The organism is Streptococcus sp. KHUD_014 (assembly GCF_051106275.1).
Classification (GTDB): Bacteria; Bacillota; Bacilli; order Lactobacillales; family Streptococcaceae; genus Streptococcus.
Window position 1 is genome coordinate 2024878 of record NZ_CP193666.1, and the last position, 12781, is coordinate 2037658.

Sequence of the window (12781 nt, forward strand, 5' to 3'; positions counted from 1 at the left end):
ATAAATTTAATTTATTTAAAATACAATTTGATAAACCATGGAAGTAAAATTGGTAAATACATTGATTAGACTCCTTTCCTTTTCTTCTTACTTATCTATTCGAGAAATCATTTTAAAATAAACAACTAAATCAAATTTATTTTAAAAACCACTTAATTAACCATGGATAAAGACCTGTCACATACATCAGTAATCCTCCTTTTTTGTTCTTATCTCTTTATTCGTAAACTCAACTATAAAATTTCAAAATCTTATCTTTTTCGAAAAACAAAAAAACAACATGACTTGCATGTTGCTTTATGTTAGATTTTATCTTTAATGACCTTTAATACATCTGCCACACTTTGGAGGTAATCGATTTCTTCATCACTGATTTCGATTCCAAATTCATCCTCAACGGTTAGAACAAATTCCATCAAATCTACTGAATCAGCATCCAAATCATCCTTCAAGCTCAAGGCCTCTGTGACTACAAAGTCTTCTCCTTGACGTTCTTGGATGATAGTCACGATACGGTCAAAAATTTCTTTTTCTGTCATATATATTATTCTCCTGAAAATTCACGCGCAGTTTGAGCAACTACGTCTGTTTCTAGCATGGTACGAATCTGACGAATCGTACTGTACACAGCCTTGGCATCACTTGATCCATGAGTCTTGACAACCGGCGCCTTGACACCAAACAAGACTGCACCCCCAACATCTGAATAGTTGAGCTGCTTTTTCAAACCTTTAAGGCTATCCTTGAGAAGGAGAGCGCCAAGTTTTGCTCGAAGTCCGCCACCTGTAATGGTATTTTTTAGTAAGCCCATGATCCCCATGGCTGTACCTTCAATGGATTTGAGCACAGCGTTTCCCGTGAAACCATCTGTTACGACTACATCAGCAACGCCATTCATCAAATCACGCGCTTCCACATTACCGATAAAGTTCAAACTCTCATCAGCTGCTAGCAAGTCATAAGTTCCCTTGCGGAGTGGATCTCCCTTGCTACTCTCTGTCCCGTTATTAAGCAAACCAACTCGTGGTTTTGCAATTCCACGAACATTTTTAGCGTAGAAAGAACCTAGGATGGCATATTGATGAAGGTGATGGGCTGTGTTTTCTGCATTGGCACCAAGGTCTAGCATATCAAAACCTTTCCCATCAACTGTTGGTAAGGTTGACATAAGTCCAGGTCGATCGATATTCTTGATACGACCTACAATGAAAAATCCGGCCGCAAGCAAAGCACCTGTATTTCCTGCAGAAAGAACAGCATCTGCCTCCCCATCTTTGACAGCCTTGGCCGCCAAGACCATACTGGCATTTTTCTTCTTACGGATAGCTTTTGTAGGCTCATCATCAGAATTTATTTTTTCATCTGTATGGATAATGCTGATGCGATCTGTAGCTGTTAGATATTGCTTAATTTTACTTTCATCTCCGTAAAGTTGAATCTCAATATCTGAAAAGTCAGCAAGGGCTTGATTGACTCCCTCTACAATAGCTTGAGGTGCATAATCGCCACCCATTGCATCTACTGCGATTTTTTTCATTTGTCTTCCTCTTTTAGTAATTGTCCCCAATCGGCTAGGGAATCAATAAATTTCTTTGATTTTAGGTGAATTCCTACGTATTCTTCATAAATTTGATCCATGAACTGACGCAATTCTTGCTTGATTTCAGACTTGAGAGAAATAGTCTCTAAAGTCTCAAAGTTAATAGCTTGAAATTGATTGAGCAGATAGGGAATGTTTGGATTCAGATGACAACGTTTCTCATCCTCATGATAATGCTCTGGGCAAAGACAGGCTCCATATTTGAAAGAAAAGTCAAAAGCCTGGCCAACCCGATGGCAAAAGACACACTCATTAAAATTAAGACCAATCCCAAACCGTGTCAAAATCTGAATTTCAAAAATATTAGTCAAAATCTGATAATCTAAGCCCTCTTCCATCAGCTCTAATGTCTTCTGCAAAAAAGCAAATAAGGGAGCGTCCTGCTGATTATCCTGCAAACTCGCATCAGCCAAGGCTGCCACATAGGTCGCATAAGCCATGGTAAAGAGATCACTATTGATCCTTGGGAAGGTCATCACCTCATGATAATCCTCGATGTAACTGAGTCCATCATCATTGATGCGCAAGAGAAAACGAGCTAGCACCAAGGGCTGAATAACAGGAGCCAGTTTTGATTGACCAGCGTGTTTCACAAAAAACATGCGCTTGCCTGCCTGCTCTGTAAAGATTTTGACAAGCTTATCATCCTCTCGAAAGTTTCGGTTGTAGAGCACTAAACCTTGACTTGTGATAGATTGAATCATGCTTCTCTCATATACTCCTCAAGTCGTTTCATAGCTTCCCTGATAGTTTCCATGCTAGCTGCGTATGATAGGCGAACATAGCCTTCTCCATACTGACCAAAAGCAGCACCTGGGATGAAGGCGACAGCCTTCTTATGGGCAAAATCTTTCAGAAAAGCAAAGGAATCTTGATTATAGCCTGCTGGAATCTTAGCAAAGATATAAAAAGCACCGTCTGGCTTGATGATTTCAAAACCAAGGTCAGTCATCTTTTCCATAATGTAGTCCCGTCGTTGGATATATTCCTTCTTCATAGGTTCCGCATCATTCTTACCAGCTGTCAAAGCTTCTACCGCTGCGTGTTGAGCCATGGTGTTTGCGGCAGTGACCAAGTACTGGTGACTCTTGATGAGTTGAGCCGTAAAGTTTGCTGGTGCAAAGATAAAACCTAAACGCCAACCTGTCATGGCATGGGATTTGGATAAACCATTAATAATAATAGCCTGGTCTCTCAGCATAGTGCCTAGCGATACATGATTTTCCCCTGTGTAGGTCAATTCTGAGTAAACCTCATCACAGACAACGAAAATCTCATACTTTCGTAAAACATCTGCTAAAGCTTCTAATTGTTCACGACTATAGGTAATGCCTGTAGGGTTGGCTGGATAATTAAGAATGACTGCTTTGAGCTTGTCACCCTGCTCCAAAATTGCCTTCTCTAGCATTTCAGGAGTTAAGACAAAACCATTCTCAGTCGTGTCAATCTCAACAATCTCTGCACCAACTAGATTAACTATTGGCTCATAGCCTGGATAGGCAGGAGCTGGCAAGAGAACCTTGTCTCCTTCCTCCAAAATGGCTGTCAAAGTAGCTGATAAAGCTTCTGTCGCACCAATTGTAACCAAGATTTCATTTTCAGGATTGTAGTCCAACTGATACTTTTCTTTTACAAAATCACTGGCTGCTTGGCGTAAGGTCAACAAACCGCTCATCCCTGTATAGTAGGATTGGTCTTGATCGATGGCTCGCTTTGCAGCCTCCTTGACATGATCTGGCGTTGTAAAATCTGGTTCTCCCAAGGTCAACCGCAGGACTCCAGGAATCTCTGAAATAGCCTGATCAAATTGACGAATCAAGGAAACTTGTATCTTATCTAATTGTTTATTAAAGCGTTTGGTTAAGTCCATAGATACCCTCCTTGCTTAAAGAACATATGTCTATTATACTACAAAAGCTCTCTGACCGCAAAATTACATCTAGAATTAGCTTTCTAAAGGCTTTCTATTTACTTTTTTTCGAGACAAGACTATAATAAGAAGTGCTTATTTCGGAGGTTTTTATGTCATTTCTATCAAAAAATGGGGCTGGACTGTTAGCCTGTCTGATCATCTCAATCATCTCTTGGGTTTTAGGAGGCTTTCTGCCTGTTGTAGGAGCTCCTGTTTTTGCCATTTTTATCGGAATGGTTCTCCATCCCTTTCTCACTTCCTATACACAACTGGAAGCCGGTTTGACTTATAGCTCCAAAAAATTGCTCCAATACGCAGTCATCTTACTAGGCTTTGGACTCAATATCTCTCAAGTTTTTGCAGTAGGAAAATCTTCCCTCCCTGTCATTCTATCCACCATTTCTATAGCCTTGATTGTTGCCTATCTCTTCCAGCGCTTTTTTGACCTAGATACAAAGCTAGCTACCTTGATTGGAGTTGGATCTTCTATCTGTGGCGGTTCTGCCATTGCAGCGACTGCTCCTGTTATTCACGCCAAGGAAAAAGAAGTGGCCCAAGCTATCTCAGTAATCTTTTTCTTTAATGTCTTAGCAGCTCTTATCTTTCCAACTCTAGGTTCTTGGCTCCATCTTTCCAACGAAGGTTTTGCTCTCTTTGCGGGTACTGCGGTCAACGATACTTCCTCTGTGACAGCTACTGCTAGTGCCTGGGATAGTCTATACAATACAAACACTCTTGAGTCTGCCACTATTGTCAAATTGACCCGTACCCTAGCTATTATCCCTATTACTCTCTTCCTCTCTTACTGGCAAAGCCGTCAACAAGGTAACAACCAAGGAGTGAAGCTTAAAAAAATCTTCCCCGTTTTCATCCTTTACTTTATCCTAGCTTCTCTGCTAACTACTCTTCTCACATCTTTCGGTGTCAGCAATAGCTTCTTTTCACCTCTCAAACAACTCTCCAAATTCCTCATCATCATGGCCATGAGTGCTATCGGTCTAAAAACCAATCTTGTAGCTATGATTAAGTCTAGTGGTAAATCCATTCTTCTTGGGGTTCTCTGCTGGATTGCTATCATCCTGACTAGTCTCGGTATGCAAACGCTAATCGGTATTTTCTAAGACAAAGAGGCTGGGACAAAAGTCCTAGCCTCTCAATTATCTTTGGATTGTCGAGCAAGACGCAGTGGTTGAGTGGGTTCTACTACGCTGATTTCATCAGCTTTTACAGCCCTACTCAACTGTGCGGAGGTGGGACGACGAAATCGAATTCTAACGAATTACCGATTTCTGTCCCACTCTCTTTTATTGTTCAAGAATTAAGCGTGTATGTTCTCTCTTTATGCAACGATTCATCACGATATCATCGCATCCTCCATCACGCAAGATTTCTTCCGCTTCTGGATTTTCAAGCCCTAGTTGCGCCCAAAAAATCTTGGCATCCGCTTTGAGAAAATCACGCGCTACATCCGGTAAAAATTCACTACGACGATATACGTTGACAATATCTACAGGAAAAGGAATTTCAGCTAGACTGGCATAAGCCTTTTCTCCCAAAATCTCGCTACCTGCAGCTTTAGGGTTAACTGGAATAATTTTATAGCCACGAGCCTGCATTTCTTTAGTCACTCGATTGCTAGTTGTTTCCTCACGATCGGATAAGCCTACTACAACTAGAGTTTTACTAGTTGCTAGATAGTGACGGACCACTCCATCACTTGGATTGATAAATTCTTGACTCATAGAAATCCTCCTTTTTTCATTTAGTATAGCATATTTTGAAAAGGCTTGCATATTTTTGCTACAAAAAAACTCCTAACAAAGCAACTTTGAACTGCACCTGGTTAGGAGTTTTATTTTATTTAACGAATGAATTAGATTTTTTTCTCAATACTAAACAAGGGAGAAAGTGGACGTTTTTCGTGGATACGGACGATAGCATCCGAAAGAAGGTGAGCGATAGAAATTTGCTCAATCTTATCAATCAAACGTTCTTCTGGTAAGTAGATGGTATCCAAAACAACTAATTTTTTAATCGCTGATTTCTGGATATTATCCATAGCAGGTCCTGAAAGTACTGGGTGCGTACAGCTTGCATATACCTCAACTGCTCCTGCTTCAGCCAAAGCATCAGCAGCATGACAGATTGTACCAGCTGTGTCAATCATGTCATCAATCAAAATACAAGTTTTTCCTTCTACCTTACCGATGATGTTCATAACCTCACTGGTATTCATCTTATCTACGCTACGACGTTTATCGATAATCGCAATAGAAGTTTTCAAAAACTCGGCTAATTTACGGGCACGTGTTACTCCTCCGTGGTCTGGACTAACAACCACGTAGTCTGAACCAACCATACCACGACGCTCAAAGTAGTCCGCAATCAAAGGAGCACCCATCAAGTGATCCACTGGAATATCAAAGAAACCTTGAATCTGTGCTGCGTGTAAGTCAATCGTCAACAAACGATCTACCCCAGCAACTTCTAGCATGTTTGCAACGAGTTTTGCAGTGATTGGCTCACGCGCGCGCGCTTTTCTATCCTGACGGGCATAACCATAGTAAGGCATAACAACGTTGACAGATTCTGCACTGGCACGCTTCAAAGCATCTACCATAATCAAAATTTCAAGCAAGTTGTCATTAACAGGTGAGCTTGTTGATTGCAGGATAAATACGTGTCTCCCACGGATAGACTCCTCGATATTAACCTGAATTTCCCCATCTGAAAATTGGCGAACGCTTGATTTCCCCAATTCAATCCCAATCTCTTGCGCCACACGCTCTGCCAATTCTCTATTTGAAGAAAGGGCAAAGAGCTTTAAATCAGAAAAAGACATGATTCCCTCCGGTATTTATGTATCACTTGTGTTTTTTCACAATATTTTCCAACTACCATTGTAGCGCTTTTTTCTCTATTTTTCAATCAAAAATAAAACAAGAGCAAACATTTATACTCTTGTTATAATCTTTTAAGAAATCTCTTTTATCATCTCATCGTTGTACTTCTCAACAAACTGGAAAGCCTGATAAAAGCTATAAAGAGTAATAGCTGTTACAAGAGGAAAAGCAAGGGGCAACTCTGTCTCCAACTCTACAATAGGTGAGTTGAATAAAAAGTGTGTTCCAAAAGCCAAACCAAGATAGATCAAACCAGACTTCAGTTCTGCCTTCTGACCTTTATAAGCCCTGTAAAGCAAGTAAAGACCTAGTATGGCAAGTCCTGAAAAAGTCCAATGCGAGGCAAGAGCAGAAGTTATTCGCTCTAAAATCCGAGAAATTGTATAAGCTAAGCCATCTGATAAATCCGAGCGAATATAGCTGATATCCTCAATCATTTGAAACCCTAAACCTGAAGCAATCCCTAGTAAAAAGATTGATTTCAATTTTTTAATTGGAATCAAATACAAAACAAAGGCAAGAGGTAGTAATTTTAAAGGTTCCTCTACAATCGGAGCTACAATGGCATTTTCCAAAGCGTTCAAAAACCTACTATCTGGGAAAAGATTTGTCAGAAAATCATGTATGTAGGTATTGGCAAAACTAGATAACCAGCCCGAAATAAATATCCCACCCAATAAGGACAAAGTTATAGCCTTTCTTGGTGTTTCCCATTTATGTCCAATGCGGTATAGGAGATAAACAGCTGGAATCATATAAAAGAGTGCTAGAAAGATGGAAAGTCCCATCACTCCATATTCCGTTCCAGACATCGATCCATCTGTAAAATACATGGTCTCATACTGTAAACCAATACACACTAATACAATAAAAACAAATAAAATAATATTTTTCTTCATACACTATCTTTCTACATTTAATCCTTACAGTTTTACGACTGTCATCCTTCCTGTATCCACATCGTAAACCGCACCTGAAATAACAACATCATCTGGGATTAGAGGAGATTCCTGTAGCAATCTCATATCCTCACGAACACTTTCATCAATATCTTGAAAAGGCAAAAAGTCCTTGTCAGAAACATCCACTCCTAGTTCTTTTTTCAAATACTCCTGAAAAGGACCATTTTCAAATGTCTGTGCACCGCAGTCTGTATGATGGAGCACCACAATTTCCCTTGTTCCCATTTGTTGCTGGGAAATCACAAGCGAGCGAATCATATCCTCCGTCACTCGACCACCCGCATTCCGCAAAATATGAGCATCTCCCAGAGCCAACCCAAGAGCTGGCGCTACGTGTAAACGCGAGTCCATACAAGTTACGATTGCAACCTTGGTCTTTGGTTTGATTGATAAATGAAAATCTCCATGCAGTTCTACATAGGCTTGATTGGCTTTTAAAAAATTTTCAAAATAGGACATGACAACTCACTTTCTAGTCTACCAGATAATTTGAACACCAAATTATTTATCTCCTATCTTACCATCTTTTCTTTGTCTTGTCAGCTGTCAACCTTCCTATTAAAAAACCAATACAGAGACATCCAGCTTCTAGCTTGGATTTCCGTCCTAGTTTTATTTTTATGAACCTTTTTGGATATACTTATTGAGCGATCCTGCAAAGCTCTGAAGATTGAGACTTTGTACGTAGACCTCACCAGTTCCTCGGAAGGTGTTCACCACTCCTTCGCCTGTACCGATAGACTGCCAGAAGCCGTTTTCTACGTGAATATCATAATCCAAAGACTGGCTCCAAGCCACTACATGGTCATTGTCAATGGTTATTTCTTGATTTTGAAGCTCAATTTTCTTTATAGAGCCAAAAGCATTAGCCAAGAGAGTTCCCTGGCCTTGGGTAGTCATCACAAAGAGACCGCCTTGCCCTCCGAACAGAGCTTTACCAATAGACTGACTCTCCATAGTATAGGAAGCTGTACCATCAAGAGCTAGAAAAGCCCCATCATTCAGTCGATATTGTTTTTCACCTAGTTCAAGAGCAATTACTTGCCCAGGAGTATCTGGTGCTAGAGCAAGGTTCCCGTTATCAGACTCTGCTACAGCTTGAGTAATGAAGGTGCTTTCACCAGAAACCATTGAACGTCCTACAGCTTTAACAAAACGTCCCAAACCTGAACCGCTAGCATTGAGCTGAGTATTGAGACTTACATTGGGTGTGTGGTAGACCATGCTACCCCGCTGGATATAGACGGTTTCTCCTTGATTGAGTGACAACTCTACCAAAGGAAATTGCATATGACTGTCCATAGAAAATTTCATCAGAAATTCCTCCTTGTTTTAATAAATGTTAGCAATAAAATAATTAGTCATCTAAAGCTGACCATAACTATTAGGAGAATACTTTTTTCAAGACTTCCTGAATAGTCGTCACCCCAATCACCTGAATTTCCTTAGGTGGTTTGATTCCAGTCAAGGAATTTTTCGGTACATAGATTTTTGTAAATCCAAGTTTTGCTGCTTCATTGATGCGTTGCTCGATCCTATTGACTCGACGAATCTCTCCTGTCAAGCCCAACTCTCCCACAAAACATTCTTGAGGATTGGTTGGCTTGTCCTTATAGCTCGAAGCTATAGCAACCGCAACTGCCAAGTCAATAGCAGGCTCATCTAATTTAACACCTCCAGCTGATTTAAGATAAGCATCCTGATTTTGAAGGAGCAAGCCTGCCCGTTTCTCCAAAACAGCCATAATCAAGCTAGCACGATTGAAGTCAAGGCCAGTCGTCGTGCGCTTGGCGTTCCCAAACATGGTCGGTGTCACCAAGGCCTGCACTTCAGCAAGAATTGGACGGGTCCCTTCCATGGTCACTACGATGGAGGAATCAGTCGCACCGTCTAAACGCTCCTCTAGGAAAACTTGACTCGGATTAAGAACCTCAACCAATCCACCCGACTGCATCTCAAAGATGCCAATCTCATTGGTGGAGCCAAAACGGTTTTTGACCGCTCTCAAAATACGAAAGGTGTGGTGACGCTCCCCTTCAAAGTAAAGAACCGTATCCACCATATGCTCCAACATACGAGGACCAGCCAAGGTTCCTTCCTTGGTCACATGACCTACGATAAAGATAGCGATGTTATTGGTTTTGGCCAGCTGCATAAGTTCAGCCGTCACCTCACGCACCTGAGAAACAGAGCCTTGAACCCCTGAAATCTCAGGAGACATAATGGTTTGGATGGAGTCGATGATGAGAAAATCTGGCTGAATTCTCTCTACTTCTGCACGAACACTTTGCATATTGGTCTCGGCATAGAGATAAAACTCACTATCGATATTCCCCAAGCGCTCCGCTCGTAACTTAATCTGCTGGGCTGACTCCTCCCCACTGACATAGAGAACTGTTCCGACTTGAGACAGCTGGGTTGAGACTTGTAAGAGCAGAGTTGATTTCCCGATTCCAGGATCCCCACCAATGAGGACGAGACTTCCCGGTACCACTCCGCCTCCAAGTACACGGTTGAATTCCTCCATCTCTGTCTTGGTACGATGGACATTGATAGAGGTCACATCCGCCAATTTCATGGGTTTGGTCCTTTCACCCGTCAAGGACACCCGGGCATTCTTAACCTCTGCAACTTCGATTTCCTCCACAAAGGAAGACCAAGAACCACAGTTAGGACAGCGCCCTAGGTATTTGGGTGAATTATAAGCACAATTTTGACAAATAAATGTCGTTTTTTTCTTAGCGATAAGATACCTCTTTCTAAATCTCTATCTCACACTCAATCACTTGGCAAAAATCAATCTTCTCATTTGGCACAAACTGGCGAATGAGCATGCGATGGGCTACAACTACCACAGTTTGATCGTCCCGATACTTAGCCATGCATTCTAGAAAACGAGTCTTCATCTCTGTAGCTGTCTCATATTGAACAGGAGAATTTGGGAGCAACTCCCCATTATTTTCTAAAAATAGTCTTCTAGCTTCTTCAAATCTATCTATGCCACTTTCATAGACCTGCCATTCATGCAATAATGGCTCCACTCTCAAAGGAAGTCCAGTAGCACAAGCCACATAGCTAGCAGTCTCTAAAGCTCTTGTGACTGCAGAAGAAACTAGTAGATCAGCTGAGTGTAGCAAAGAATTTTTGCTCAGTTCCTGAGCTTGTTGTCTTCCTTTCTCAGATAAGGGTGCCAAATCTATCCCGAATCCAGTATAGGAACGCTCCTCTAACTCACGGTAATTTGGTTCCCCGTGACGGATAAAAATAATTTTCATATTAAGATCCCCATAAAACTATCCAATCTTGATTCCGCAATCTTACCACTGCTTCAGTGTTTTAGAGAATTTCTTCTGGTTGGCAACTCCGACAGCAGACAAATCGACAGAAACCTGATAATTCTCCTTGGTAGCTGCCAAAACGGAAGCCTTAACACAGCCATTGCCATCTACCCCTATAAACTCTATGCTTTTAGCACCGTTTTCCTCTAAAAAATCTTTTAAATCTGGATTAGTAAAGCAAGAAGCCGACGCTTCTCAAAGATACGAGAAGATACAAGCAGCAAGCCGGTCGCAAATTTCTTCTTTCTGTCTTTTCTCCCCCGTCAAGGAAACACGCGCATTCTTAACCTCAACAACCTCAACTTCCTCAACAAAAGAAGACCAAGAACCACAGTTTGGACAGCGCCCTAAATACTTGGGTGAATTATATTCACAATTTTGACACACAAATGTCGCCTTTTTCTTTGCGATGATAAACCTCTTTCTAAATTTCTATCTCATATTCAATCACTTGGCAAAAATCAATCTTCTCATTTGGCACAAACTGGCGCATGAGCATTCCGTGAGTTACAATGATAATAGTTTTATAATTTTTATATTTTTCCAAAGCACTTAAAAAACGATGACGCATCTCTAGATCAGTTTCATAGCGATAAGGAGAATCTTCAGATAAACCTCCTTGATGTTTTAGATAATATTCATGAGCTACCAATACACTAGTTAAATCAGAGTTAGTGCCATCTAAGTCTGGACGCCACTCATGAAAAAACGGCTCCACAAATAAGTCCAATCCTGTTTCAACCGCTATATAATGTGCTGTTTCTAAAGCCCTCGTCACAGACGATGAAATAATAATCTCTGCCTTTCCAAAACATGCAGTTTTAGCAACTTCTTTTGCCAGACTGCGACCTTTTCCTGTCAATGGTGCTAAATCACGACCAAAACCACTATAGAGTCGCGGATTTTCAAGTTTATCAAGCATACTATAATCTGGCTCTCCATGACGCACAAAGATAATCTTCATCTTAGTGCCCAGTCGATCCAAATCCACCAGTCCGAACGCCAGCAGCCTCATCTCCATCTGCGATTAAAAATGGTGCAAAAACAGCCTGAACCACACGTTCCCCAACTTCAAGAACAACCTCTTGGTCTGTGATATTCTTCATCTGTGCAAAGATATGTCCTTCATTTCCTGGATTGCCATAGTAGTCTCCATCAATGACACCCACAGAGTTAATCAAGACTAGCCCCTTCTTACGAGGGTTTGAAGAACGGTCATAAAGATAGAGTACCTCTGTTGGTTGCATATAAGCCTTGACCCCTGTCGGAACCAAGACAATCTCTCCTGGAGCAATAACTGTGCGCATAGCAACCTTTAAGTCGTAACCAGCTGCATGTGCTGTCTCACGCTTCGGTAGCAAATTTTCATCTGTAAAACTAGAAACTAATTCAAAACCACGAATTTTCATAATCTTCTCTTTTCTATTATCATTTATTCTAGGCTATTTTATCTTATTTATTCGAAAAAAGCACGAAAAAAGAGCACACAATTCACACTCGCTTAGGGCTGCTGGATTCCTCCCCTGACCCGCTTCACGCAGAACTGTTGCTCCATTAGTTATTATACCACATTTCCAAAGATTTTAAAAGAGAAATTATTTTTTCCGTCGATTTCTGAAAAATTCCTGCATAATACCAGCACAATCACTCTCTAAAATGCCCGTCTCAACATCTACACGATGATTAAGACGCTCATCTGTCAAGATATCATACAGACTCCCAGCTGCGCCAAATTTCTGATTTTTAGCCCCATAAACTACCTTAGGGATACGAGCAAGCCCAATCGCCCCACTACACATAACGCAGGGCTCAATGGTCACAAAAAGGGTACAATTTAGCAAGCGCCAGCTCTCTTCCCTCAGATTAGCATTCTCAATGGCCATAATTTCCGCATGCATGACCGCACGTTGCAACTCCTCACGTGCATTGTGCCCCCGACCAATGATTTCTCCATCCTTGACAATCACACAACCAATTGGGATTTCATCATGCTCTAAAGCAATCTCCGCCTCCTTCAGGGCCTCTCTCATAAAAACTTCTTTTTCTTCAACTGTATAATCCATAAC

Annotated in this window: 15 protein-coding genes, 1 other RNA gene and 2 pseudogenes; 1 reads left to right on the forward strand and 17 read right to left on the reverse strand. The window is 41.1% G+C overall.

What is annotated here, in order from left to right; genetic code table 11:
• Window positions 1–302 precede the first annotated feature (302 nt).
• The 4 genes from ACORHT_RS09745 to ACORHT_RS09760 are packed head-to-tail and all read right to left on the reverse strand — an operon-like array spanning window position 303 to window position 3470.
• Window positions 303–539, reverse strand: a complete 237-nt coding sequence (locus tag ACORHT_RS09745; protein WP_434350182.1) for a phosphopantetheine-binding protein — start codon at window positions 537–539, stop codon at window positions 303–305.
• A 5-nt stretch (window positions 540–544) separates the two neighbouring features.
• Window positions 545–1537, reverse strand: a complete 993-nt coding sequence (gene plsX / locus ACORHT_RS09750) for a phosphate acyltransferase PlsX (RefSeq protein ID WP_434350183.1) — start codon at window positions 1535–1537, stop codon at window positions 545–547.
• Window positions 1534–2304, reverse strand: coding sequence for a DNA repair protein RecO (gene recO / locus ACORHT_RS09755; protein ID WP_434350184.1), 771 nt, complete (start codon window positions 2302–2304; stop codon window positions 1534–1536). Before recO ends, plsX begins: the two co-directional genes overlap by 4 nt.
• Window positions 2301–3470: a pyridoxal phosphate-dependent aminotransferase gene (locus ACORHT_RS09760; protein ID WP_434350185.1), complete on the reverse strand. Its 1170-nt coding sequence runs from the start codon at window positions 3468–3470 to the stop codon at window positions 2301–2303. Before ACORHT_RS09760 ends, recO begins: the two co-directional genes overlap by 4 nt.
• 152 nt (window positions 3471–3622) lie before the next feature.
• Here ACORHT_RS09760 and ACORHT_RS09765 point away from each other — a divergent pair, with 152 nt between their 5' ends.
• Window positions 3623–4633, forward strand: coding sequence for a YeiH family protein (locus ACORHT_RS09765; protein ID WP_434350186.1), 1011 nt, complete (start codon window positions 3623–3625; stop codon window positions 4631–4633).
• 183 nt (window positions 4634–4816) lie between these two features.
• On the opposite strand, the gene ACORHT_RS09770 is transcribed toward ACORHT_RS09765, so the two are convergent.
• The 13 genes and pseudogenes from ACORHT_RS09770 to tadA all read right to left on the reverse strand — a co-directional run bounded on the left by ACORHT_RS09770 (window position 4817) and on the right by tadA (window position 12778).
• Window positions 4817–5254, reverse strand: a complete 438-nt coding sequence (locus ACORHT_RS09770; RefSeq protein ID WP_434350187.1) for a CoA-binding protein — start codon at window positions 5252–5254, stop codon at window positions 4817–4819.
• A 131-nt stretch (window positions 5255–5385) separates the two neighbouring features.
• A complete protein-coding gene (locus tag ACORHT_RS09775) occupies window positions 5386–6354 on the reverse strand; it encodes a ribose-phosphate diphosphokinase (RefSeq protein WP_434350188.1) in 969 nt (322 codons plus the stop codon).
• A 132-nt stretch (window positions 6355–6486) separates the two neighbouring features.
• The gene (locus ACORHT_RS09780; protein ID WP_434350189.1) at window positions 6487–7314 is read right to left on the reverse strand and encodes a PrsW family intramembrane metalloprotease; all 828 of its coding nucleotides are present in this window, start codon (window positions 7312–7314) and stop codon (window positions 6487–6489) included.
• A 24-nt stretch (window positions 7315–7338) separates the two neighbouring features.
• Window positions 7339–7836: a beta-class carbonic anhydrase gene (locus ACORHT_RS09785; protein ID WP_434350190.1), complete on the reverse strand. Its 498-nt coding sequence runs from the start codon at window positions 7834–7836 to the stop codon at window positions 7339–7341.
• Between the two features lie 159 nt (window positions 7837–7995).
• The gene (locus ACORHT_RS09790; protein ID WP_434350191.1) at window positions 7996–8691 is read right to left on the reverse strand and encodes a TIGR00266 family protein; all 696 of its coding nucleotides are present in this window, start codon (window positions 8689–8691) and stop codon (window positions 7996–7998) included.
• A 70-nt stretch (window positions 8692–8761) separates the two neighbouring features.
• Window positions 8762–10099 (reverse strand): DNA repair protein RadA, encoded by a 1338-nt coding sequence (gene radA, locus ACORHT_RS09795; protein WP_434350845.1) that lies wholly within the window; start codon window positions 10097–10099, stop codon window positions 8762–8764.
• Between the two features lie 37 nt (window positions 10100–10136).
• Window positions 10137–10652, reverse strand: a complete 516-nt coding sequence (locus tag ACORHT_RS09800; protein WP_434350192.1) for a histidine phosphatase family protein — start codon at window positions 10650–10652, stop codon at window positions 10137–10139.
• Window positions 10653–10694: 42 nt separating this feature from the next.
• Window positions 10695–10972 (reverse strand): annotated as a pseudogene (locus ACORHT_RS09805) (isochorismatase family protein); the annotation flags it as partial.
• Window positions 10968–11129 (reverse strand): annotated as a pseudogene (locus ACORHT_RS09810) (DNA repair protein RadA); the annotation flags it as partial. The pseudogenes ACORHT_RS09810 and ACORHT_RS09805, both read right to left, overlap by 5 nt.
• A gap of 10 nt (window positions 11130–11139) precedes the next feature.
• Window positions 11140–11679, reverse strand: coding sequence for a histidine phosphatase family protein (locus ACORHT_RS09815; RefSeq protein ID WP_434350193.1), 540 nt, complete (start codon window positions 11677–11679; stop codon window positions 11140–11142).
• Window position 11680: 1 nt separating this feature from the next.
• Complete coding sequence (locus ACORHT_RS09820) at window positions 11681–12124, reverse strand: dUTP diphosphatase (RefSeq protein WP_434350194.1); 444 nt, start codon at window positions 12122–12124, stop codon at window positions 11681–11683.
• Window positions 12125–12179: 55 nt separating this feature from the next.
• Window positions 12180–12278, reverse strand: an RNA gene (gene ffs, locus ACORHT_RS09825) — signal recognition particle sRNA small type.
• Window positions 12279–12310: 32 nt separating this feature from the next.
• On the reverse strand, window positions 12311–12778 hold the full coding sequence (tadA, locus tag ACORHT_RS09830; RefSeq protein ID WP_434350195.1) for a tRNA adenosine(34) deaminase TadA: 468 nt from the start codon (window positions 12776–12778) through the stop codon (window positions 12311–12313).
• Window positions 12779–12781: the final 3 nt, after the last annotated feature.